The sequence below is a fragment of the Paraburkholderia phenoliruptrix genome (assembly GCF_902859825.1).
Lineage (GTDB): Bacteria > Pseudomonadota > Gammaproteobacteria > Burkholderiales > Burkholderiaceae > Paraburkholderia > Paraburkholderia phenoliruptrix.
The window spans coordinates 205,229-225,932 of the sequence record NZ_CADIKB010000007.1 but is presented as its reverse complement, the minus strand read 5'-3'; the positions used below and the strand labels follow the sequence as shown (position 1 = coordinate 225,932).

Here is a 20,704-nt window from a genome sequence, read left to right as displayed (position 1 = left end):
GAGCAGGCCGTAGTGGCCGAACCCGTCACGTATCGCCAGATCGCGCAACGTCCGCCAAAGGTCAAAGCTTCACCATAATGTGAAATTGTGGAGCTAAATGGATAGCCCTTACAAATATACAGTGTTTACGCCTTTTGTCGAGCCCTTCCGAAGGCCTAACGCATCGCCTCGTCGCCCACCGGAATGGTCAGGGTTTCCTTGATCTCCTCCATCACCACATAGCTTTTCGACTGCACGGCGCCGGGAAGCTGCAACAGGATGTCGCCCAGCAACTTGCGGTAATCGGCCATTTCGCCGATGCGCGCCTTGATCAGATAGTCGAAGTCGCCCGACACCAGGTGGCATTCGAGCACCTCGGGAATCTTCTGCACCTCGCGGCGAAACTGGTCGAACATGTTGCCGCTCTTGTGATCCAGCGTGATTTCCACGAACACCAGCAGCGCCGCGCCCAGCTCAGCCGGGTTCACGCGGGCGTAATAGCCGGTGATCACGCCGTCGCGTTCCATGCGCTTGACGCGCTCGATACACGGCGTGACCGAGAGGCCGACCTGCTCGGCGAGGTCTTTCATGGCCATGCGGCCGTCCTGCTGAAGCAACCGGAGGATCTTGTGATCGAGCTTGTCGAGGGCCCGAACCGGCTGGCGTTGCGTGCGCATAGTGTTTTTGCTGAAATTCTCAAAAATACGATAACAAAACCTGCAAGCTCGCCAATAGTATAGCGGTTAACACTGGGCGCACCGCATTACACGTCGTTAATCGAATGATTCTGGCCAACCGACGCACGCACCGCCCTTCGAATCCTTGCGAATTTTCTGGAGCAGCTATGCGAGTCGTCGTTTTGGGCAGTGGCGTCGTCGGGGTGACGAGTGCGTATTATCTGGCGCGAGCGGGTCACGAAGTGACGGTTATCGATCGTGAAGCGGGCCCCGCGCTCGAAACCAGTTTCGCCAACGCCGGCCAGATCTCGCCGGGCTATGCGTCGCCGTGGGCCGCGCCCGGCGTGCCGCTGAAGGCCGTCAAGTGGATGTTCCAGAAACACGCGCCGCTCGCCATCCACCTCGACGGCACGCAGTTCCAGTTGCAGTGGATGTGGCAGATGCTGCAGAACTGCACGGCTTCGCGCTACGCAGTCAACAAAGGCCGGATGGTCCGCCTCGCGGAATATAGCCGCGATTGCCTGCAGGCGCTGCGCGCGGAAACCGGCATTCAGTACGAAGGCCGTACGGGCGGCACGCTGCAGGTCTTCCGCACGCAACAGCAGTTCGACGGCGCGGCGAAAGACATCGCCGTGCTGCGCGAAGCCAACGTGCCGTACGAACTGCTCTCGGCGGCTGAACTCGCGCAGGCCGAGCCGGCGCTCGCCGCGGTCTCGCACAAACTCACGGGCGGCCTGCGTCTGCCGGGCGACGAAACCGGCGACTGTCAGATCTTCACTACGCGCCTCGCCGCGCTCGCCGAGCAGATGGGCGTCAAATTCCGCTACAACACGCCGATCGACGCGCTCGCCATGGCCGGCGACCGGATTGCCGGCGTGCAATGCGGCGGAGAACTCGTGCGCGCTGATTCGTTCGTCGTCGCCCTCGGTTCTTACTCGACGAAATTCCTCTCCGGCCTTCTGAAAATTCCGGTGTATCCGCTGAAGGGCTATTCGATCACCGCGCCGATTGTCAATGAAGCCGCGGCGCCGGTCTCCACGGTGCTCGACGAAACCTACAAGATCGCGATCACGCGCTTCGACAACCGGATCCGCGTCGGCGGCATGGCTGAGATCGTCGGCTTCGACAAGTCGTTGCGGCAAGCCCGCCGTGAAACGCTCGAACTGTGCGTGAACGATCTGTTCCCGGGCGGCGGCGATACGTCAAAGGCCAGCTTCTGGACCGGCCTGCGCCCCATGACGCCGGACGGCACGCCTATCGTCGGCCGTACGCCGGTGCCCAATCTGTTCCTGAACACGGGTCACGGCACACTCGGCTGGACGATGTCCTGCGGTTCCGGCCAGTTGCTCGCCGACGTGATGTCAGGCAAACAGCCGGCGATCAAGGCAGACGACCTGTCGGTGCATCGCTATCTCGGCGAGACCGGCGGCACGCCTCGCCCGGCTTATGCGTGACGTTGCGCGCGCCGAGCGCCATGCTCGGCGGCGTATCTGACAGCAGTTTCTGATCGCATAAACCGGCTCGGAAAAAAGAAACGGCGCCTTCCTACAAGGCGCCGTTTCTATTCCGGCAGCAGTTTGCGTCAGATCAGAAGCCGCATCAGAATTGATCCGCCGACAAACCCAACACGCCGTCGCCGCCCTTCGCACTCACAATCGACGCCTCCAGCGCGCTCGCGAGCGGCAACACGTGCTCGGCATAGAACTGCGCGGTCGCGATCTTGGCGCCGTAGAACTGAGGATCTTCGTCGCGCTTCTGATTGGCGACGAGCAGCGCGCGCGCCATTTGCCAGCCGCCGAGCACAATGCCGGCGAGCTTCAGATACGGCACGCTGCCCGCGAACACGGCGTTCGGATCCCGCTTCGTGTTTGCCACGACGAAGTCGACCACCGCGCTCAACGAACGCTCGCCCTGCGCGAGATACGTCTTCATCGACTCGAAGGCCGCGCCCGGTTGCGAGCCCAGCGCCTCGACCGTTTGGGCCACCTCGGCAAGCAGCGCCTTCGCGACCTTGCCGCCGTCGCGCATGGTCTTGCGTCCAATCAGGTCGTTCGCCTGGATCGCGGTCGTGCCTTCGTAAATGGGCAGAATGCGGGCATCGCGGTAATACTGCGCGGCGCCTGTTTCTTCGATGAAGCCCATGCCGCCGTGAACCTGAACGCCGAGGCTTGTCACGTCGATTGACAACTCGGTGCTCCAGCCCTTCACGATCGGCACGAGGAATTCGTAAATCGCCTGATGTGCGGCGCGCTTCGCTTCGTCGGGATGGCGATGCGCAATGTCGCTGTGCGCGGCCGCCACATAGGCGAGTGCGCGCGACGCCTCGGTGAGCGCGCGCATGGTCGAGAGCATGCGGCGCACGTCGGGATGCTCGATGATCGCGACAGACTGTTTCGCGGAGCCGTCGACGGGACGGCTTTGCACACGTTCCTTCGCATAGGCGGCTGCCTTCTGATAGGCGCGTTCCGACACGCCGACGCCCTGCATGCCCACCGCAAAGCGCGCCGCGTTCATCATGATGAACATGTACTCGAGGCCGCGATTTTCTTCGCCGATCAGATGCCCGATCGCGCCGCCGTGATCGCCGAATTGCAGCACGGCGGTCGGACTCGCCTTGATGCCGAGCTTGTGCTCGATCGACACGCAGTGCACGTCGTTGCGCTCGCCGAGCGACCCGTCTTCATTCACGAGAAACTTCGGCACGATGAAAAGCGAGATGCCCTTGACGCCCTCGGGCGCGTTCGGCGTGCGGGCCAGCACGAGATGCGCGATGTTCTTCGCCATGTCATGCTCGCCCCACGTAATGAAAATCTTCGTGCCGAATATCCGGAACGAACCGTCGCCTTGCGGCTCGGCGCGCGTGCGCACGAGCGCGAGATCGGAGCCCGCCTGCGGCTCCGTGAGGTTCATCGTGCCGGTCCATTCGCCGGAAATCAGCTTGGGCACATAGGTCTGTTTTTGCGCGTCGCTGCCGGCGGTCAGCAGCGCTTCGATCGCGCCGTCCGTGAGCAAAGGACACAGCGCGAACGACAGATTCGACGCGTTCAGCATTTCCACGCAAGGCGTGGCGATCAGCTTGGGCAGGCCCTGGCCGTCGTAGTCGACCGGATGCTGCACGCCTTGCCAGCCGCCTTCGGCAAACTGGCGAAACGCGTCGCCGAAGCCGGGCGTCGCGGTGACCACGCCGTCCTTCCAGCTGCTCGGGTTGCGGTCGCCCTCGACGTTTAGCGGAGCCAGCACTTCCCCGCACAGTTTCGCCGACTCTTCCAGCACAGCCTGTGCCGTGTCGAGATTCGCGTCTTCGAAACCCGGCAGCGTCGCAATCTGTTCGAGGTTCGCCAGTTCCTTCATCACGAACAGCATGTCCTTGATGGGCGCCGTATAGCTCATTTTCTGTTCTCCTCCTGCATGATGGAAAAAGGGCGCGGGACTTGTTCGGTCCTGCGCCCTTCGCGTGTCGCCAAACGCCTCGTATGACTTGTCAGATGGCTTGATGTGGCGCCGGGACGCTTAGCCGAGTTCGTTCACGAGTTCCGGCACGAGCGTGAACAGGTCGCCGACGAGCCCATAGTCCGCGACGCTGAAAATCGGCGCTTCGGGGTCCTTGTTAATCGCGACGATGACCTTGCTGTCCTTCATGCCGGCCAGATGCTGGATCGCGCCCGAGATGCCCACGGCCACATACAGTTGCGGCGCGACGATCTTGCCCGTCTGACCGACCTGATAGTCATTCGGCACGAAACCCGCGTCGACCGCCGCGCGCGACGCGCCCAGCGCCGCGTTGAGCTTGTCGGCGAGGGGCTCCAGAACCTGCGTGTAGTTTTCGCCGTTACCGAGCCCGCGGCCACCCGAGACGATGATCTTCGCCGACGTCAATTCCGGACGGTCCAGCTTCGTGACTTCGCGGCTCACGAACTGCGAGATGCCTGCGTCGGCTGCCGCATCGATCTTCTCGACCGATGCGCTGCCGCCTTCGGCCGCGACCGCGTCGAAACCGGTGGTGCGGACCGTGATGACCTTGATCGGGTCCTGGGATTGCACCGTTGCAATCGCATTACCGGCGTAGATCGGGCGCTCGAACGTATCGGCCGAATCGACCGCCGTGATGTCGCTGATCTGCGCGACGTCGAGCTTCGCTGCGATACGCGGCGCGATGTTCTTGCCGTATGCGGTCGCGGCGGTGAGGATGTGCGAGTAATCCTTCGCGACGTTCAGCACCGCGGCTTCGACGTTTTCCGCGAGACCTTCGGCGAGTTGCGGCGCGTCGGCGAGCAGCACTTTGCTGACGCCCGCAATTTTCGCCGCTGCGTCGGCTGCTGCCTGCGCGTTGTGGCCGGCCACCAGCACGTGGATGTCACCGCCGATCTTCTGCGCGGCTGCAATGGTGTGCAGCGTCGCGGCCTTGATCGACGCATTGTCGTGTTCTGCAATTACCAGATTCGTCATTTGCCCTGTCTCCCTGTCACAGCACCTTGGCTTCGGTCTTGAGCTTCTCGACCAGCGTCTTCACATCCGGCACCTTCACACCGGCGGAGCGCTTGGGCGGCTCGGCGACCTTCAGCGTCTTCAGACGCGGCGTCACGTCGACGCCCAAGTCTTCGGGCTTGATCGTTTCCAGGGGCTTTTTCTTGGCTTTCATGATGTTCGGCAGCGTCACGTAGCGCGGCTCGTTCAGGCGCAGATCGGTCGTGACGACAGCGGGGAGTGTCAAAGACAGCGTTTCCGCGCCGCCGTCGACTTCGCGCGAAACGGTGGCCTTGCCGTCCGCGACCACGACCTTCGACGCAAATGTCGCCTGCGGCAGGCCAGCCAGCGCGGCCAGCATCTGGCCGGTCTGGTTGGAATCGTCGTCGATGGCCTGCTTGCCGAGAATCACCAGTTGCGGCTGTTCCTTGTCGACCAGCGCCTTCAGCAGCTTCGCGACCGCGAGCGGCTGCAGCTCTTCATTGGACTCGATCAGAATCGCGCGATCTGCGCCGATGGCGAGCGCCGTGCGCAGCGTTTCCTGCGACTGCGTCACGCCCGCCGACACGGCGATCACTTCCGTCGCGACGCCTGCTTCCTTCAGACGCACCGCTTCTTCCACCGCGATTTCGTCGAACGGATTCATCGACATCTTCACGTTCGCGATATCGACGCCCGTGCCGTCCGACTTCACCCGGACCTTCACGTTGTAGTCGACCACTCTCTTCACTGGCACCAGGATTTTCATGCACACGCTCCAAAGTTACGAATACGTCAACCCAGCGAACATTATAACGACTGCCCTCGGCGCAGCCGTCTCGCGGGCGCTCTAGCAGGAGGATATCGCTCCCCAGCGGCGTGACGGCAATATCGAACGGTCGTTCTATTTTAACCGCGAAAAAACCCGGGCGACAACCCCGGGTTCCGACTTACGACTCTAATTTTCATATCGCCGACTTGTCATGCAAGGTGTGAAGCCTTCCAATCACCACGCGGTGATCACTGCGCCGCCGAATTTGCTCTCCACAAACTGCTTCACTTCCGGCGAATGGTAGGCGGCGACCAGCTTCGCGACCCACGGCTTGTTTTTGTCGGCCTCGCGGATCGCGATGATGTTCACGTACGGGCCCTTCGGGTCTTCGATGGCGATTGCGTCCTGGTTCGGCTTCAGGCCCGCTTCCATCGCGAAGTTGGTGTTGATCGCCGCGGCGTCCACATCGTTCAGCGAGCGCGGAATCTGCGCGGCGTCCAGCTCGACGATCTTGACCTTCTTCGGATTCTCGACGATGTCGAGCGGCGTCGCCTTCAGCCCCGCGTCGCTACGCAGCTTCAGGAGCCCCTGCTTTTGCAGCAGCAACAGCGCGCGGCCGCCGTTGGTCGGATCGTTCGGCACGGCGATCTTCGCGCCCGGCTGCAGATCGGTCAGCTTTTTCAGCTTCTTCGAGTAGATGCCCATCGGGTACGTGACCGTATCGGCGACGCGGATCAGCTTGTAGCCGCGGTCCTTGACCTGCGCCTGCAAGTACGGATCGTGCTGGTAGCTGTTCGCGTCCAGATCGCCGCCCGCGAGCGCCGCGTTCGGCTGAACGTAGTCGGAGAATTCGACGATCTTGATGTGCAGACCGTTCTTCGCCGCGACCGTCTTGACCACTTCCATGATCTGCGCGTGCGGACCGCCGGTCACGCCGACCTTGATGGTGTCTTCCGCGTGCGCCGCGTTGGCGGCGATGAGCGAGGCGGCGCCCAATGCCGCGGCCAGCTTGAGAATGAAACGACGTTGCATGATGGACCTTTTGATTTATTTATGGCTCAGGCGACGCACGAGCCAATCCCCGAACGACTGCGCCAACTGCACGAAGACGATCAGAATCACCACGACCGTCAACATCACTTCCGGCAGGAAACGCTGATAGCCGTAGCGAATGCCCAGGTCGCCGAGACCGCCGCCGCCGATCGCGCCCGCCATCGCGGAATAGCCGACCAGCGAGACAAACGTGATGGTGAGCCCGGCGATGACGCCCGGCAGCGATTCCGGTAACAACACCTTGAAGACGATCTGACTGGTGGTCGCGCCCATCGCCTGCGCGGCCTCGATCAGGCCGCGGTCGACTTCGCGCAGCGCCGTTTCGACGAGACGTGCGATGAACGGCGCGGCGGCGATGGTCAGCGGCACCACGGCCGCCGCCGTCCCGATCGACGAACCGACCACGAGGCGCGTGAACGGAATCACCGCCACGAGCAGAATGATGAAAGGCGTCGAACGCACCGCATTGACGATCACACCCACCGCACGATTGACCGCGAGGTTCTGCAGCACGCCCTGGCGGTCCGTCAGGTACAGCAGCACGCCGAGCGGCAAACCGACCAGCGCGCCGACCAGTCCGGAAATGCCCACCATCACGAGCGTTTCCCAGAACGACTGGACGAACATATCGAACATTTCACTCAACATACGAGAGCTCCTCCACCACCACGCCCTGTTGCCGCAGATACGCGAGCGCCTCTGCCACCTTCGCCGGCTCGCCGCCCGCCAGCACCGCGAGCGAGCCGAACGCCTGTCCCTGAATCTCGTCGATCTGCCCGTGCAGGATGTTGAAGTCCAATTCGTAGCGGCGAATCGTCTCCGAGAGAATCGGCTGGTCGACGCCAGAACCCGTGAACGCGAGCCGCAGCAGATGACCGCTGCCGGTCTTCAGGCGCTCGGCGACCCGCGCCTTCATCGCGGGCGGCAGGTCCTGCGCGATCACGTCGCCGATCAGCGCGCGCGTGACTTCGTGATGCGGCTGCAGGAAGACATCGATCACCTTGCCCTGTTCGACGACGCGGCCCGCGTCGAGCACCGCGACGCGATCGCACACCTGCTTGATCACATCCATCTGATGGGTGATCAGCACGATGGTCAGATTCAGTTCGCGATTGATGCGCTTGAGCAGTTCGAGAATCGCGCGCGTGGTTTCCGGATCGAGCGCGGATGTCGCCTCGTCGGAGAGCAGCACTTTCGGCTTGCTGGCGAGCGCCCGCGCGATACCCACGCGCTGCTTCTGGCCGCCGCTGATCTGCGCCGGGTAGCGATCCTTCTGTGCGGAGAGGCCCACCAGTTCGAGAAGCGGCAGGACGTTCGCTTCGATTTCGTCACGCTTCATGCCGGCGAGCTCGAGCGGCAGCGCGACGTTGCCGAACACCGTGCGCGACGACAGCAGATTGAAGTGCTGGAAGATCATGCCGATTTCGCGGCGCGCCTCGCGCAACTGCGCGGCGGACAGCGTGGTCAGATCGCGGCCGTCGACGACGATGTTGCCTTCGGTCGGCCGCGTCAGCAGATTGATGGTGCGCACGAGCGTGCTCTTGCCCGCGCCGCTGCGGCCGATGATGCCGAACACCTCGCCCGCCGGGATCGACAAATTGACGTTGTGCAGTGCCTCGACCCAGCCCCGTGGTCCCGCGAAGCGCTGGGAAATATTGCGTATTTCGATCATGGAAAAACGAAACGGCGGGTTTGCCGACGAGCGTCGTGCGCTCGCCGGCGAGCGGCCGCCGTCACTTTTATTGGGATTTGAGCCCGGGATTCTACCGCAGGCCCGTCATTTCCTTTAATAATCAATTCCGATCCTTTCATAACTGAACGGAATTAGAGAACCCAGCCGAAAGCGCGAACGACGCGGCATCGCCGCGTCAATCTATGATCTCGCGAACCACAACAAGGACAACAAGGGACGCCTCTGCCATGGAGACTCCGCAAGACCTCTTCGCCTGCGCCGATGAAAGCGTCGCGCAGCCGCTGTGTTCGACCGTCACCACGACGGACGCACTAGCGCTGCCGCTGTACCGCTGGCCAACGAGGCAACCGACCCGTGCGCGCGTGGCGCTGATTCACGGGCTCGCCGAGCACGCCGGCCGCTACGCGGCGCTGGCCGCGCGGCTGAACGCGGCGGGGATCGAACTGCTGGCCATCGACTTGCGCGGCCACGGCCGGGCGCCCGGCAAGCGGGCCTGCGTCGACCGCTTCGACGATTACCTGCTGGACGCCCAGGCCCTGCTCGACGCGGCCGTGCAAAGCGCCGCGCCGGCATCCGCGCCGCTCTTTCTGATGGGCCATAGCATGGGTGGCGCAATCGCCGCGCTTTACGCGGTCGAGCATTCCGGCATCCGAGGCGAAGGGCCGGGCAGCGGTGCGAATCTGCGCGGTCTGATTCTGTCGAGTCCCGCGCTCGCGCCGGGGCGGGACGTGCCCGCCTGGATGCTCAGGCTCAGCCAGTTGATCAGCCGCCTGTGGCCCGGCTTTCCGGCAATGAAGATCGACGCCGCCCTGCTCTCTCGCGTTCAGTCCGTCGTCGACGCGAATCGCAATGACCCGCTCGTGCATCACGGGCCCATTCCGGCGCGCACCGGCGCGGAGCTGTTGCTGGCGATGGCGCGCATCGAACACGGACGTGCGGGGCTGCGCCTGCCGCTCCTCGTCTATCACGGCACCGCCGACAAGCTCACCGAGCCGCAAGGCAGCCGCATCTTCGGCGAGCAAGCCGGCTCGCCGGACAAGACGCTCACACTATATGAAGGCAGCTATCACGAGACGATGAACGACCTCGACCGTGATCGCGTAATCAGCGACCTGATCGCGTGGATTCTTCAACGAGTGGACGCCGCGCCGGCGCAATAGCGCATTCGCGCATTAGCGCTTGGGGTCGATCAGCGCTGCCAGCCGGGCGGGCGTTTGTCGATGAACGCCTGCACGCCTTCGAGCGCGGAGTCGTCCATCATGTTGCAGGCCATGGTCTGGACGGCGAGCTGATACGCGGCCTCGATGCCCATTTCGAGCTGCCGGTAAAAGAGGCCTTTGCCGGCGCTCACCGCTTCGACGGGCTTTGCGCAGATGGAGGTAGCGAGCCGCGCCACTTCGGCGTCGAGCGCGTCCATCGGCACGACGCGATTGACGAGACCTTGCTGCTTCGCCTCGGCGGCGTCGATAAAGTCTCCGGTCAGCAGCATTTCAAGCGCCGCCTTGCGCGACAGATTACGCGACAGCGGCACCGACGGCGTCGCGCAGAAAAGCCCGAGGTTCACGCCCGACACGGCAAAGCGCGCGGTGTCCGCGGCGACCGCCAGGTCGCACATCGCAACGAGCTGGCAACCGGCCGCCGTCGCAATGCCGTGCACGCGCGCGATCACCGGCTGCGGCAAGCGCTGGATCGTCATCATCAGTTTCGTGCAGCGGGCGAACAGTGCCTGGTAATACGCGAGCGAGGGCGCCGCGCGCATTTCCTTCAAATCGTGTCCCGCGCAGAACGCGCGACCCGCGCCGGCAATCACGACCACGCGCGCCGGCGAGCTCGCAACGTCGTTCAAGGCGGCTTGCAACGCGTCGAGCAAGCCCTCCGAGAGCGCGTTGAAAGCGTCGGGCCGGTTCATTGTCAGACGGACGACGCCGGGTATGCCGTACGCGTCGGTTTCCGTTGTCACCAGGGAGGCGTTCTCAGCATTCGCATTCATGGCTCGCTCCGTTTGCTGACTTGGTTCGCTGCGTCCGTTTGCTCGCTTGGTGTGCCCGATCAGTGCGTCGCGGCACCGGCTGCGCGGTTGCCCTTCAGATTCCGGCCAGCGCGCGCACGTGGGCGACGACGCTGCGGCCAAGCGCCGACAGGTTATAGCCGCCTTCCAGACAGCTCACGATGCGCCCGCCCGCATGGCGTTTCGCGATCTCGCGAATCTGGTCGGTAATCCACACGTAGTCGTCCTCGACCAGACCCATGTTGCCGAGATCGTCTTCGCGATGGGCGTCGAAGCCCGCGGAAATGAACAGCATCTCCGGCTTGAACTCATTGAGGCGCGGCAGCCACAGCAGGTCCACCGCCTCACGCACGGCCATGCCCTTCGAGCGGGCGGGCATCGGCACATTGCACATGTTGGGCGCCTGATTGTCGGCGCCGGTGAACGGATAGAACGGATGCTGGAAAAAGCTGCACATCAGCACCCGCGAGTCGCCGGAAAAAGCCGCCTCCGTACCGTTGCCGTGATGCACGTCGAAGTCGATGATGGCGACGCGCTGCAGGCCGTGCACTTCGAGCGCATGACGCGCGGCAATGGCCACATTGTTGAAGAAGCAGAAGCCCATGGCGCGAGCGGGCTCGGCATGGTGGCCCGGCGGGCGCACGCTGCAGAATGCGTTGTCGAAGCGGCCTTCGATGACCGCGTCGGTCGCCGCCACCGCCGCGCCCGCCGCACGCAGCGCGGCCTGCAAGGTATGCGGATTCATCGACGTGTCCGGGTCGATCTCCGCCAGACCTTCGACGGGCGAACGGCTGCGAATGTAATCGACGTGCGCCTGCGTATGCACGCGCAGCAGCGCGGCCTCGTCGGCGAGCGGCGGCGACTCGCGCTCGATCAACGCGTCGATGCGGCTCGCGATCAGTTGATCTTCAATGGCCTGCAGCCGTGCGGGGCATTCGGGATGCCATTGCCCCATATCGTGCAGCAGACAGTCAGCGTGGGAATAGAAGCCTGTTGCCATGATTCTCTTCTGCGGCGCAGCGCCTTCACAGCGCGCGCGGCGGGTCTCCTTCCATGGGCGCGCGCCTCTCGCGCGCCAACATTTACCAAGTTACCACACCATGTGCCTGTGACGCGCGCTGCACAGTTTTGCAAGAGGGCTCGGGTATACTGCCCCTTCCGTTTTCCTCCCGTCTTCGTCCCTTTCGCACCGCGCCTCCAGCTCACTATGACCGTCAAGCTTGCCCTGTCTGCACGAAACCGGCTCAGCACCCGAACCATCGCCGCCGCACTCTCCGTCGCATCGTGCATGTTCATGGCAACCGCGCCGGCCCTCGCGCAGAGCGTCGGCAAAAAACCGCCGGCGCTGCTCGCTCAGGCCCAGCCGCAAAGCCCGGTGCCGCAAGGGCAAACGTTTGAGGAAGAAATCATTCCGCAGCGCTACGCAAACAATGCGAATGTCGATGCGTTCATCAACGACATGGTGGCGCGCTACGATTTCGACGAGTCCGCGCTGCATGCGCTCTTTGCCGGCGTCAGCTATTCGGCGACCGCGGTGAAGCTCGTCACGCCCTCGCCGTCGCCCACGGTCAAGAACTGGCGCGCCTATCAGGCGCGCTTTCTCGATCAGATCCGCATCAACGCGGGCATCCGCTTCTGGCGCGCGAATCAGGCCACGCTGCAGCGCGCCTATGAGGAGTTCGGCGTGCCGCCCGAGGTCATTGTCGGCATTCTCGGCGTGGAGACGATTTACGGGCGTTTCATGGGCAATTTCCGCGTGCTCGACGCGCTGACCACGCTCAGTTTCGACTATCCGAATACGCCTAATCGCGCGGACCGCCAGGCGACCTTCCGCAAGAATCTTCAGGACTACCTCGTCTGGACGCGCGATTCGCAGATCGATCCGACCACCGTGCTGGGTTCGTATACGGGCGCGATCGGCATTCCGCAGTTCCTGCCGAGCAGCATCGTGCAATATGCGGTGAGCTACGACGGCAAGAAAGACATCGACCTGCGCACGAGCCAGGCGGACGCCATCGGCAGTGTCGCGAACTATCTGCGTCAGAACGGCTGGGAGAATGGGCGGCCGGTCGTATGGAAAATCGGCACGGACGCGGGCAGCCTCGGCGTCGCGCAAGCTGCCGCCGACGGCGCGCCCGAACCGCATTGGCCGCTCGACCAGTTGCTGCGCGCGGGGCTTGTGCTCAACGAGCCGGACGTGAATGTCGCTTCCGAAGCGGGAACGCCGGTGACGGTGGTCGATCTGCCCACGCCCGGGCGCGGCACCGAATACATGCTCGGCCTGAAGAACTTCTACGTGCTCACGCGCTATAACCGCAGCTTCTTTTATGCGCTGGCGGTTTACCAGCTGGGGCAACGCATCAAGTCGCAGATGGAAGCCAGCGACGCGGCCAACGCCACAAACAATGGGAACAACGCGGCGGCGCCGGGCGCGGCTTCGCAATAAGCGGGGACGCGGGGGCCGTCTGCTCTCTTCGTTGCGACGTAATGTGATGAACAAAAAAGCGCCCGCGGGCGCTTTTTTACTGGCTGTGACGTTCAAGCTCAGCGCTTCAGGCGCCAAGCTTGCCCGATTGCACACTCAGGCGGGAAACACGCCCGTCGACAAATAACGGTCGCCGCGATCGCAGACGATAAAAACAATGGTCGCGTTCTCGACCTGCCGCGCCACGCGCAACGCCACTTCGCACGCGCCGCCTGACGAGATGCCGGCGAAAATCCCTTCGACCGACGCCAGACGCCGGGCCATGGCCTCCGCCGCGGCCTGGCTCACGTTTTCGACGCGGTCCACGCGGCTGCGGTCGAAAATTTTCGGCAGATAGGCTTCCGGCCATTTGCGGATGCCGGGAATGCGCGAGCCTTCCTCCGGCTGCGCGCCGATGATCTCGATTGCCTCGTTCTGCTGCTTCAGATAAGTGGACACACCCATGATCGTGCCCGTCGTGCCCATGGACGACACGAAATGCGTAATGCGCCCTTCGGTATCGCGCCAGATTTCGGGGCCCGTGCCCTCCACATGCGCCGCCGGGTTGTCGGGGTTCGCGAACTGGTCGAGGATGATGCCCTTGCCGTCGCGCTGCATCTGCTCGGCGAGATCGCGGGCGTATTCCATGCCGCCCGTGACGGGCGTGAGAATGATTTGCGCGCCGTACGCGGCCATGCTCTGGCGGCGCTCGACCGACAGGTCTTCCGGCATGATCAGCACCATCTTGTAGCCGCGGATCGCGGCCGCCATGGCGAGCGCGATGCCGGTGTTGCCGCTCGTCGATTCGATCAGCGTGTCGCCCGGTTTGATACGGCCGCGCGCTTCCGCCTTTGCGATCATCGACAAAGCCGGGCGATCCTTCACCGAGCCGGCCGGATTGTTGCCCTCGAGCTTTGCCAGGACCACATTGTTGCGGCTGCGGATCTCGTCGTCGGTGAGCCGGACGAGTTGCACGAGCGGCGTATTGCCGATGGTGTCTTCAATCGTTTTGTAGGCCATATCGGTTCAGGTGCTGTCGATGCGCGGAGTCTTCAATCCGTCGATTTTAAACCACGGTGCCGCCGGCTGCCGCGCGGCCCTTCTGCTCGCATGGATGCAGTCCGCGCGCACGCAAAAAACCCGCGGCTGAGTACCGCGGGAAGCCAGTCATACAAATGACAGCTTAAGGAGCGTTGTTGCCGGCTCCGACCATGAAGGACAACGATGGCGAAACGCGCGCAGCGCAACGTGCGCCGCGCGCGGCTCGCGTCAGACTATTTCTTCACCGCCACTGAAGCGCCGCCCTTGGGCGTATTGGCCGCAACGGCCGCGCCTTTGGTCTGTGAAGACGCCGCAACCTGCGGGCCAGCAGCCGCGCCAGCCGGACCGACAGCGAGACCCTCCGCCTGCAGGCGCTCGACGGTATGCCCGCCCATGCCCTTGACGCGCTTGCTGAGATCGGCCGGGTCCTTGAACGGACCATGCGCTGCACGCTCTTCGAGAATGGCTTTCGCTTTGGCAGGACCGATGCCCTTGATGCCGCGCAGCGCGTCCTCGTTAGCCGTGTTGACGTCAACCGACGCATACGCGTGGCCGAAAGCGGCGAGCATGGCCGCGGTAACCAGAATTTTTCGAAACATATGGAATCTCCCTCATACAACCGGTCGGCGTCATCACCAACCGGGAGATTCCAGTTTAAACAGGTGTGCGTACTAATTACACCTGGCCGAATAGCCAACGTACGTAGCGGTCGACACCTTCCTGCACGCTCAGAAACGGCGCGTCGTAGCCGGCCGCGCGCAGCTTCGACAGATCCGCCTGCGTGAAGCACTGATATTTGCCGCGCAACGCGTCGGGGAACGGCATGTATTCGATCAGCCCGCGTTGCACCTGGTCGGCGAGCGAAAGCGGCGGCTCGTTATTCAGCGCGCGCAGCGTGTTGACGACCGTGCTCGCAATGTCGTTGAACGGCTGTGCGCGGCCGCTGCCGAGGTTGAAGATGCCCGACTTGTCCGGATGGTCGAAGAAGAACAGGTTCACCTTCACCACATCTTCGACGGAAACGAAATCGCGCGTCTGTTCGCCTGCGGCATAGCCGTTGTATTCGCCGAACAGCTTGACCTTGCCCTCGGCGCGGAACTGGTTGAAGTTGTGAAACGCGACCGACGCCATGCGCGCCTTATGTGTTTCGCGCGGACCGTACACGTTGAAATAGCGGAAACCGGCGATCTGGCTTTTCGCGCCCGGCAGCACGCGGCGAATCACCTGGTCGAACAGGAACTTCGAGTAGCCGTACACGTTGAGCGGCTGCTCGACTTCGCGTTCCTCGACGAAACGGCTCGAGCCGCCGTAAGTCGCCGCCGACGACGCGTACAGGAACTGGATGTTCTGCGCGAGGCAGACCTCGAGCACGTCGCGGCTGTAGCGGAAGTTGTTGTCCATCATGTAGCGGCCGTCGGTTTCCATCGTGTCCGAGCAGGCGCCTTCATGGAAAATCGCGCGGACGCGGCCGAAGTCGCCGCGCCTGAAGCGCTCGAGAAATTCGGTCTTGTCCAGATAGTCGTCGATTTCGCAGTCGACCAGATTCTTGAACTTGTCGGCGCGCGTCAGATTGTCGACGGCAATGATGCGTTGTTCGCCGCGCTCGTTAAGCGCTTTCGCGAGATTGCTGCCGATAAAGCCGGCCGCGCCGGTGACGATGAGGGTCATGATGGTCCCGCCGTAGTGTGGCTTGCATGAGACTGGAGCGAGCGCCAGCGCGCGTGCTCCGGTCGACAGGTTCAGTCGACGCGCCGCCGGTCCTCTCGCGCCGCGCTCAGCGGCGCGCGCTCACGAGAGGACCGGGCGGGCCGCATCAATGAAAGAGTTCGTCGTAGTCGACAGTGGCCGTGCCCAGTTTGCCGACCACGATGCCGGCCGCGCGATTGGCGAGCCCAACCGCTTCGACAAGCGTGAGACCCGCGCCCAGCATGGTGGCGAGCGTGGCGATCACGGTGTCGCCCGCGCCCGAAACATCATACACTTCGCGCGCGACGGCCGACGCGTGCAGGATGCCGTCGTCGGAAAAGAGCGTCATGCCCTCTTCCGAGCGCGTGAGCAGCAAGGCCTTAAACTGCAGATCCGCGCGCAGTTTGCTCACGCGCTCAGTCAGGTCTTCTTCCGATTTCCACTGGCCGATCACCTCGCGCAACTCGGCGCGATTCGGCGTGATCAACGTGGCGCCGCGGTAGCGCTCCCAATCGTCGCCTTTCGGGTCGACCAGCACCGGCTTGCCGGCCGCGTGCGCTCTCGCGATCATCTGCGTGACGTGGGTCAGGCCGCCTTTGGCGTAATCGGACATCAGGATCACGTCGTGCGACGGCAGCAATTCGTCAAAGCGCGCGAGGCCCGCGAGCAACACCTCGTGCGCCGGCGAGTTTTCGAAATCGACGCGCAGCAACTGTTGTTGACGCGACAGCACGCGCAGCTTGATGGTGGTGAGCAGCGCGGGGTCGCGTTCCAGATGCGGATTCACGCCGCTCTCGCCGAGCAATTGCACGATGCGCTCGCCGGGTTCGTCGTGTCCGACGACACACAGGAGACCCGCCTGCGCGCCCAGCGCCGCCGCGTTGCGCGCGACGTTCGCCGCGCCCCCGAGACGGTCTTCCTGGCGCTGCACGTGCACGACCGGCACCGGCGCTTCCGGCGAGATGCGGTTCACGTCGCCGAACCAATAGCGGTCGAGCATCACATCACCGACGACCAGCACGCGCGCGGCCGCGATCTGTGCGCGCGGCACCACCGTCAGTGCCGGCGACGGCGACGGCGCGACGGAGGCGGGCTTCGCCTCAGGCATCGGCCGCAAGTTCAGAGGGTTGGGCATAAGGGCGTCCAATCGAGTGATAGTCGATGCCGAGTTCGTTCATCGCATCCGGTTCGTACAGATTGCGGCCGTCGAAAATGACCGGCGATTTCAGCACGGATTTCAGATGCACGAAGTCCGGGCTCTTGAACTCCTTCCATTCCGTGACGATGACGAGTGCGTCGGCGCCCGTGAGCGTTTCGTCCTGCGTGCTCGTGAAGGTGAGGCGCGCGAGCTGCTCCGGCGCGTCGTGCAGATCCATGGCGAAGACACGGCGCGCTTCGGTCACGGCGACCGGATCGTACGCGCGCACCTGCGCGCCGCGCGCGAGCAGTTCGGCGATCACGCGGCGGCTCGGCGCTTCGCGCATGTCGTCGGTATTCGGCTTGAACGCGAGGCCCCAGACTGCAAAAGTGCGGCCTGCCAGATCGTTGCCCCACTTGTGCGTGATCTTCTGCACCAGCACGTCTTTCTGCTGGTAGTTCACTTCCTCGACGGCTTCGAGAATGCGCAGATTGTGGCCGCTTTCGCTCGCCGTACGGATAAGCGCCTGCACGTCCTTCGGGAAGCACGAGCCGCCATAGCCGCAGCCCGCATACAGGAAGTGATAGCCGATGCGCGGGTCCGAGCCGATGCCGCGGCGCACCGCCTCGATGTCGGCGCCCACCCGGTCCGCGAGATTCGACATTTCGTTCATGAACGAGATGCGCGTGGCCAGCATCGCATTGGCCGCGTATTTGGTGAACTCGGCCGAGCGCACGTCCATGTACAGCGTGCGCTCGTGGTTGCGGTTGAACGGCGCGTAGAGGCGCTTCATCAGTTCGCGCGCGCGCAGGCCGGCTTCGTCTTCGTCGCTGCCGAGCACGATGCGGTCGGGCCGCATGAAGTCGTCCACGGCCGCGCCTTCTTTCAGGAATTCGGGATTCGACACGACCGAGAAGCGGTGCTTGTCGCTGCCCGCGAGCCCGCGTTTCGCGAGCTCTTCCTCGACAACTGCGCGCACGCGCTGCGCCGTGCCGACCGGCACCGTCGACTTGTCGACGATCACCTTGAAGCCGTTCATCGTGCGGCCGATATTGCGCGCCGCCTCCAGCACGTATTGCAGATCCGCGGAGCCGTCTTCGTCGGGCGGCGTGCCCACCGCGATGAACTGCACATCGCCGTGAGCGACACTCGCCTCGATGTCCGTCGAAAACGTGATGCGCCCGGCCGCGCGCGTGCGCGCGATGATTTCCTGCAGGCCCGGCTCGTGAATGGGCACGCCGCCATTGTTGAGGATTTCGATCTTGCGCGGGTCGACGTCGAGACAGAAGACGTCGTTGCCGATTTCTGCGAGACACGCGCCTGTGACGAGACCCACATAGCCCGTGCCGATAATGGTGATTTTCATACGCTTTCCGGTTGAAGGTTCCGGTGATGATTTCCGGCAATAAAGCCGGTCACGAACACGCTGCCAAAGCCGTCCGCGACCTCAGTTCGACGCGGTGATCGGCTCGACCCGGCGCGGCGCGTAGGTTTCCCAACCGCTGCAGCCGGGGCACTGCCAGTAGAAAAGCCGCGCCCTGAAGCCGCAATTCTGGCACGTGTAGCGCGGCAGATTTTTGGTGCGCTGGCGGATCAGCGTGCGCATCAGTTCCAGCTCGCTGCGCCGCGGCTCTTCCGCGACGGCGTGCTGCGCTTCGAGCAGGCGCGTCATGCCGGCGAGGTTCGGCGACTTCTGCATCTGCGAACGCGCAAGCGCGTGCGCTGCGTCCGGCCCGCGCAGCGACGCCACGTGTTGATACGCGACGTCGAGCAGATCGTTGCTCGGATAGCGATCGACCCAGCTGGTGAGCAGATCGGCGCCGTCCTGCGCTCGGCCGAGCGCTTCGTAGGCCTTCATCAGCTTGTCGGCGACGAGCGGCAAATAGGCGGGATTCTGCTCCTCGACGCGCCGCCACTGGGCGATCGCCGCTTCCTGCGCGCCCGCAGCGGCGTCGACGTCGCCGAACAGAATGGTGGCACGCACGTTGGTCGCATTCGCCTTCAGCGCGAAGCCGAGCTGGCGGCGCGCCTCGTCGGGTTTTTTCTGCTGCAGCGCTTCCTGCGCGAGCTCGCAATGGAATTGCGCGATTTCCTTGTCGAGCGATTCCGCGCCCATAGTTTCCAGATGCCGCGCGGTGTCGATCGACTTGACCCAGTCCTTCTCGATTTCGTAGATGGTGAGCAACGCGCGCTGGGCGCCCAACGCGTAGTCGCCGGTTTCGAGCGAACGGAAAGTTTCTTCCGCGCGATCCAGCAAACCGGCCTTCAGGAAGTCCTGCCCCAGTTCGAACAGGGCGTGATCGCGCTCGCTGACCGGCAGATCCGCGCGGCTCAGCAGATTCTGATGTACGCGAATTGCGCGGTCCGTCTCGCCGCGGCGCCGGAACAGATTGCCGAGCGCGAAATGCAGCTCGACGGTTTCCGGGTCGAGCTTGACGACTTCGATAAAGGCGTCGATCGCCTGGTCCGGCTGCTCGTTGAGCAGGAAGTTCAGGCCGCGGAAATAGGAACGCGGCAGATTGGCGCTTTCTGACAGCAGCGTCTTGAGGTCGTAGCGCGCAGCCATCCAGCCGAACGCGAAAGCGACGGGGATGACGAGCAGCCACCAGAAGTCTAGATCCATGCGATGAATGCAAATGAGCCGGAAGGCAGGAACAGGATGCCGCGCGAAACGCGCGCGGCGAGCGAAACAATCAGATCAGCGGCGGCATGGGCGGCTGTTCGACGGCCACCGGCGCCTCGCGCGCCACCCGCAGCTCACGCTTTAAACGGCCATTTTCCATGCGCAGGCGGACGACAGCCGGCATCGACGAAACAAGGCCCGCGAGCAGTCCGACTACGAAAAACGCGAGGCCGATCAGGATAAGCGGCGCCGACCAGGCGTAGCCAGCGAGGAAATTCAGCGTAGCGGGTTGTGTATTGGAGAGTGCCAGTACGAGCAACAGCACGAACACCAGTACACGGATCAGCCAGACGATAAATTTCATGAATAGATCTCTTGACGGCAGTTGCGGGGTGACGCCGGCCTGATGACGCGTCGCGCCACGGTGTTTGCCCGCGCCGAAGTGACCCGTATTGTAATTGAAGCCCTCGCGGCTGGGCAGGAAGTGGCCGAACGCCGGCGTACAGAAAAGCGCAGGCGCACATGCGGTTGGAAATGCGGCCTGGTGCGCGAGTACCAGCGGAGACAAAGCAGGCAGAAAACGCGGGCGAAAAAAAAGCGCCCAAAGGCGCTTTTTCTGGTCTTTTGCCGACTGGCATTGGCCGCTGACGCTGCCAACGCCACGCTGCGAAACTGCACAGCGCGCACAGCGGAGCATTTACAGATCGTCATCCGGCTCTTCGGCCTTCAACGGCTCACCCGCGCGACGATCGACCCGCTCGCGCAACTCCTTGCCCGGCTTGAAGTGCGGCACATACTTCTCAGGTACCAGCACTTTTTCGCCCGACTTCGGGTTGCGCCCGACGCGGGAAGGACGGCGGTTCAGGCCGAAGCTGCCAAAACCTCGAATTTCGATGCGATGACCTTTGGCAAGCGCCTCCGACATCGCATCAAGCATCGTCTTGACCGCGAAATCCGCATCTTTCAATACAAGCTGCGGAAAACGCGTAGCCAGTTGGGCGACCAATTCCGATTTGGTCATACTGCAGCAGACCTCTCAAGAAAACGCCGAGCCGCCCCCGGTGACCCCGCGAGGGGTACCTGCCGCCAGTTCAAAGTCTGTGCGGCAGGTTGGGGGCATTCCTCAA

20 protein-coding genes are annotated in these 20,704 nt (G+C 63.5%); 3 read left to right on the top strand and 17 right to left on the bottom strand.

The window, feature by feature from the left end; genetic code table 11:
* Window positions 1–155: 155 nt before the first annotated feature.
* Entirely contained in the window at window positions 156–656 is a 501-nt protein-coding gene (locus HV711_RS11020; protein ID WP_013589220.1) for an Lrp/AsnC ligand binding domain-containing protein, read from the bottom strand.
* A gap of 167 nt (window positions 657–823) precedes the next feature.
* Between HV711_RS11020 and HV711_RS11015 the strand changes: the two genes are divergently transcribed.
* On the top strand, window positions 824–2,110 hold the full coding sequence (locus tag HV711_RS11015) for a D-amino acid dehydrogenase (protein WP_035481239.1): 1,287 nt from the start codon (window positions 824–826) through the stop codon (window positions 2,108–2,110).
* Window positions 2,111–2,255: 145 nt separating this feature from the next.
* Here HV711_RS11015 and HV711_RS11010 read toward each other — a convergent pair whose 3' ends face one another.
* From HV711_RS11010 to HV711_RS10985, 6 genes are all read right to left on the bottom strand, one after another.
* Window positions 2,256–4,046 (bottom strand): acyl-CoA dehydrogenase, encoded by a 1,791-nt coding sequence (locus HV711_RS11010; RefSeq protein ID WP_035481241.1) that lies wholly within the window; start codon window positions 4,044–4,046, stop codon window positions 2,256–2,258.
* A gap of 120 nt (window positions 4,047–4,166) precedes the next feature.
* Window positions 4,167–5,102, bottom strand: coding sequence for an electron transfer flavoprotein subunit alpha/FixB family protein (locus tag HV711_RS11005; RefSeq protein ID WP_028360815.1), 936 nt, complete (start codon window positions 5,100–5,102; stop codon window positions 4,167–4,169).
* 16 nt (window positions 5,103–5,118) lie between these two features.
* Window positions 5,119–5,868 carry an electron transfer flavoprotein subunit beta/FixA family protein gene (locus HV711_RS11000; protein ID WP_028360816.1) on the bottom strand — a complete coding sequence of 250 codons (750 nt, stop codon included), beginning with the start codon at window positions 5,866–5,868 and terminating at the stop codon, window positions 5,119–5,121.
* A 237-nt stretch (window positions 5,869–6,105) separates the two neighbouring features.
* On the bottom strand, window positions 6,106–6,903 hold the full coding sequence (locus tag HV711_RS10995) for a MetQ/NlpA family ABC transporter substrate-binding protein (protein WP_035481244.1): 798 nt from the start codon (window positions 6,901–6,903) through the stop codon (window positions 6,106–6,108).
* Window positions 6,904–6,918: 15 nt separating this feature from the next.
* Entirely contained in the window at window positions 6,919–7,572 is a 654-nt protein-coding gene (locus tag HV711_RS10990) for a methionine ABC transporter permease (RefSeq protein ID WP_035481246.1), read from the bottom strand.
* Window positions 7,562–8,596 carry a methionine ABC transporter ATP-binding protein gene (locus tag HV711_RS10985; RefSeq protein WP_028360819.1) on the bottom strand — a complete coding sequence of 345 codons (1,035 nt, stop codon included), beginning with the start codon at window positions 8,594–8,596 and terminating at the stop codon, window positions 7,562–7,564. Before HV711_RS10985 ends, HV711_RS10990 begins: the two co-directional genes overlap by 11 nt.
* A gap of 248 nt (window positions 8,597–8,844) precedes the next feature.
* Between HV711_RS10985 and HV711_RS10980 the strand changes: the two genes are divergently transcribed.
* Window positions 8,845–9,777, top strand: a complete 933-nt coding sequence (locus HV711_RS10980; protein WP_035484804.1) for an alpha/beta hydrolase — start codon at window positions 8,845–8,847, stop codon at window positions 9,775–9,777.
* A gap of 29 nt (window positions 9,778–9,806) precedes the next feature.
* Here the strand turns inward: HV711_RS10980 and HV711_RS10975 are convergent, their stop codons facing one another.
* Together HV711_RS10975 and HV711_RS10970 are read right to left on the bottom strand one after the other, a co-directional pair.
* Window positions 9,807–10,607: an enoyl-CoA hydratase gene (locus tag HV711_RS10975; RefSeq protein ID WP_035484807.1), complete on the bottom strand. Its 801-nt coding sequence runs from the start codon at window positions 10,605–10,607 to the stop codon at window positions 9,807–9,809.
* A gap of 94 nt (window positions 10,608–10,701) precedes the next feature.
* A complete protein-coding gene (locus HV711_RS10970; RefSeq protein WP_013589230.1) occupies window positions 10,702–11,625 on the bottom strand; it encodes a histone deacetylase family protein in 924 nt (307 codons plus the stop codon).
* 288 nt (window positions 11,626–11,913) lie between these two features.
* On the opposite strand from HV711_RS10970, the gene mltB reads away from it, so the two are divergent.
* Window positions 11,914–13,071: a lytic murein transglycosylase B gene (gene mltB, locus HV711_RS10965; protein WP_015003464.1), complete on the top strand. Its 1,158-nt coding sequence runs from the start codon at window positions 11,914–11,916 to the stop codon at window positions 13,069–13,071.
* Between the two features lie 135 nt (window positions 13,072–13,206).
* Here mltB and cysM read toward each other — a convergent pair whose 3' ends face one another.
* From cysM to HV711_RS10925, 8 genes are all read right to left on the bottom strand, one after another.
* Window positions 13,207–14,109 (bottom strand): cysteine synthase CysM, encoded by a 903-nt coding sequence (gene cysM / locus HV711_RS10960; RefSeq protein ID WP_013589232.1) that lies wholly within the window; start codon window positions 14,107–14,109, stop codon window positions 13,207–13,209.
* Window positions 14,110–14,363: 254 nt separating this feature from the next.
* Window positions 14,364–14,729 (bottom strand): ComEA family DNA-binding protein, encoded by a 366-nt coding sequence (locus HV711_RS10955; protein WP_013589233.1) that lies wholly within the window; start codon window positions 14,727–14,729, stop codon window positions 14,364–14,366.
* A 76-nt stretch (window positions 14,730–14,805) separates the two neighbouring features.
* The gene (rfaD, locus tag HV711_RS10950; RefSeq protein ID WP_035484809.1) at window positions 14,806–15,798 is read right to left on the bottom strand and encodes an ADP-glyceromanno-heptose 6-epimerase; all 993 of its coding nucleotides are present in this window, start codon (window positions 15,796–15,798) and stop codon (window positions 14,806–14,808) included.
* 145 nt (window positions 15,799–15,943) lie between these two features.
* Window positions 15,944–16,951, bottom strand: a complete 1,008-nt coding sequence (rfaE1, locus tag HV711_RS10945; protein ID WP_051224729.1) for a D-glycero-beta-D-manno-heptose-7-phosphate kinase — start codon at window positions 16,949–16,951, stop codon at window positions 15,944–15,946.
* Window positions 16,917–18,320 carry a UDP-glucose dehydrogenase family protein gene (locus HV711_RS10940; protein WP_013589236.1) on the bottom strand — a complete coding sequence of 468 codons (1,404 nt, stop codon included), beginning with the start codon at window positions 18,318–18,320 and terminating at the stop codon, window positions 16,917–16,919. Before HV711_RS10940 ends, rfaE1 begins: the two co-directional genes overlap by 35 nt.
* 81 nt (window positions 18,321–18,401) lie before the next feature.
* On the bottom strand, window positions 18,402–19,577 hold the full coding sequence (lapB, locus tag HV711_RS10935) for a lipopolysaccharide assembly protein LapB (protein WP_013589237.1): 1,176 nt from the start codon (window positions 19,575–19,577) through the stop codon (window positions 18,402–18,404).
* A 70-nt stretch (window positions 19,578–19,647) separates the two neighbouring features.
* A complete protein-coding gene (locus tag HV711_RS10930; RefSeq protein WP_013589238.1) occupies window positions 19,648–19,941 on the bottom strand; it encodes a LapA family protein in 294 nt (97 codons plus the stop codon).
* Window positions 19,942–20,274: 333 nt separating this feature from the next.
* A complete protein-coding gene (locus tag HV711_RS10925) occupies window positions 20,275–20,598 on the bottom strand; it encodes an integration host factor subunit beta (protein WP_006050255.1) in 324 nt (107 codons plus the stop codon).
* Window positions 20,599–20,704: the final 106 nt, after the last annotated feature.

Excerpts from the sequence above, each read along its gene's own strand:
- rfaE1 (WP_051224729.1), bottom strand. The coding sequence starts at position 16,951 with ATGCCCAACCCTCTGAACTTGCGGCCGATGCCTGAGGCGAAGCCCGCC.
- HV711_RS10975 (WP_035484807.1), bottom strand. The coding sequence starts at position 10,607 with ATGAATGCGAATGCTGAGAACGCCTCCCTGGTGACAACGGAAACCGAC.
- HV711_RS10955 (WP_013589233.1), bottom strand. The coding sequence starts at position 14,729 with ATGTTTCGAAAAATTCTGGTTACCGCGGCCATGCTCGCCGCTTTCGGC.
- HV711_RS10990 (WP_035481246.1), bottom strand. The coding sequence starts at position 7,572 with ATGTTGAGTGAAATGTTCGATATGTTCGTCCAGTCGTTCTGGGAAACG.
- HV711_RS10995 (WP_035481244.1), bottom strand. The coding sequence starts at position 6,903 with ATGCAACGTCGTTTCATTCTCAAGCTGGCCGCGGCATTGGGCGCCGCC.
- lapB (WP_013589237.1), bottom strand. The coding sequence starts at position 19,577 with ATGGATCTAGACTTCTGGTGGCTGCTCGTCATCCCCGTCGCTTTCGCG.
- cysM (WP_013589232.1), bottom strand. The coding sequence starts at position 14,109 with ATGGCCTACAAAACGATTGAAGACACCATCGGCAATACGCCGCTCGTG.
- HV711_RS10980 (WP_035484804.1), top strand. The coding sequence starts at position 8,845 with ATGGAGACTCCGCAAGACCTCTTCGCCTGCGCCGATGAAAGCGTCGCG.
- HV711_RS11020 (WP_013589220.1), bottom strand. The coding sequence starts at position 656 with ATGCGCACGCAACGCCAGCCGGTTCGGGCCCTCGACAAGCTCGATCAC.
- HV711_RS10930 (WP_013589238.1), bottom strand. The coding sequence starts at position 19,941 with ATGAAATTTATCGTCTGGCTGATCCGTGTACTGGTGTTCGTGCTGTTG.
- HV711_RS10925 (WP_006050255.1), bottom strand. The coding sequence starts at position 20,598 with ATGACCAAATCGGAATTGGTCGCCCAACTGGCTACGCGTTTTCCGCAG.
- mltB (WP_015003464.1), top strand. The coding sequence starts at position 11,914 with ATGTTCATGGCAACCGCGCCGGCCCTCGCGCAGAGCGTCGGCAAAAAA.
- HV711_RS11005 (WP_028360815.1), bottom strand. The coding sequence starts at position 5,102 with ATGACGAATCTGGTAATTGCAGAACACGACAATGCGTCGATCAAGGCC.
- HV711_RS11010 (WP_035481241.1), bottom strand. The coding sequence starts at position 4,046 with ATGAGCTATACGGCGCCCATCAAGGACATGCTGTTCGTGATGAAGGAA.
- HV711_RS10970 (WP_013589230.1), bottom strand. The coding sequence starts at position 11,625 with ATGGCAACAGGCTTCTATTCCCACGCTGACTGTCTGCTGCACGATATG.
- HV711_RS11000 (WP_028360816.1), bottom strand. The coding sequence starts at position 5,868 with ATGAAAATCCTGGTGCCAGTGAAGAGAGTGGTCGACTACAACGTGAAG.
- HV711_RS10985 (WP_028360819.1), bottom strand. The coding sequence starts at position 8,596 with ATGATCGAAATACGCAATATTTCCCAGCGCTTCGCGGGACCACGGGGC.
- rfaD (WP_035484809.1), bottom strand. The coding sequence starts at position 15,798 with ATGACCCTCATCGTCACCGGCGCGGCCGGCTTTATCGGCAGCAATCTC.
- HV711_RS11015 (WP_035481239.1), top strand. The coding sequence starts at position 824 with ATGCGAGTCGTCGTTTTGGGCAGTGGCGTCGTCGGGGTGACGAGTGCG.
- HV711_RS10940 (WP_013589236.1), bottom strand. The coding sequence starts at position 18,320 with ATGAAAATCACCATTATCGGCACGGGCTATGTGGGTCTCGTCACAGGC.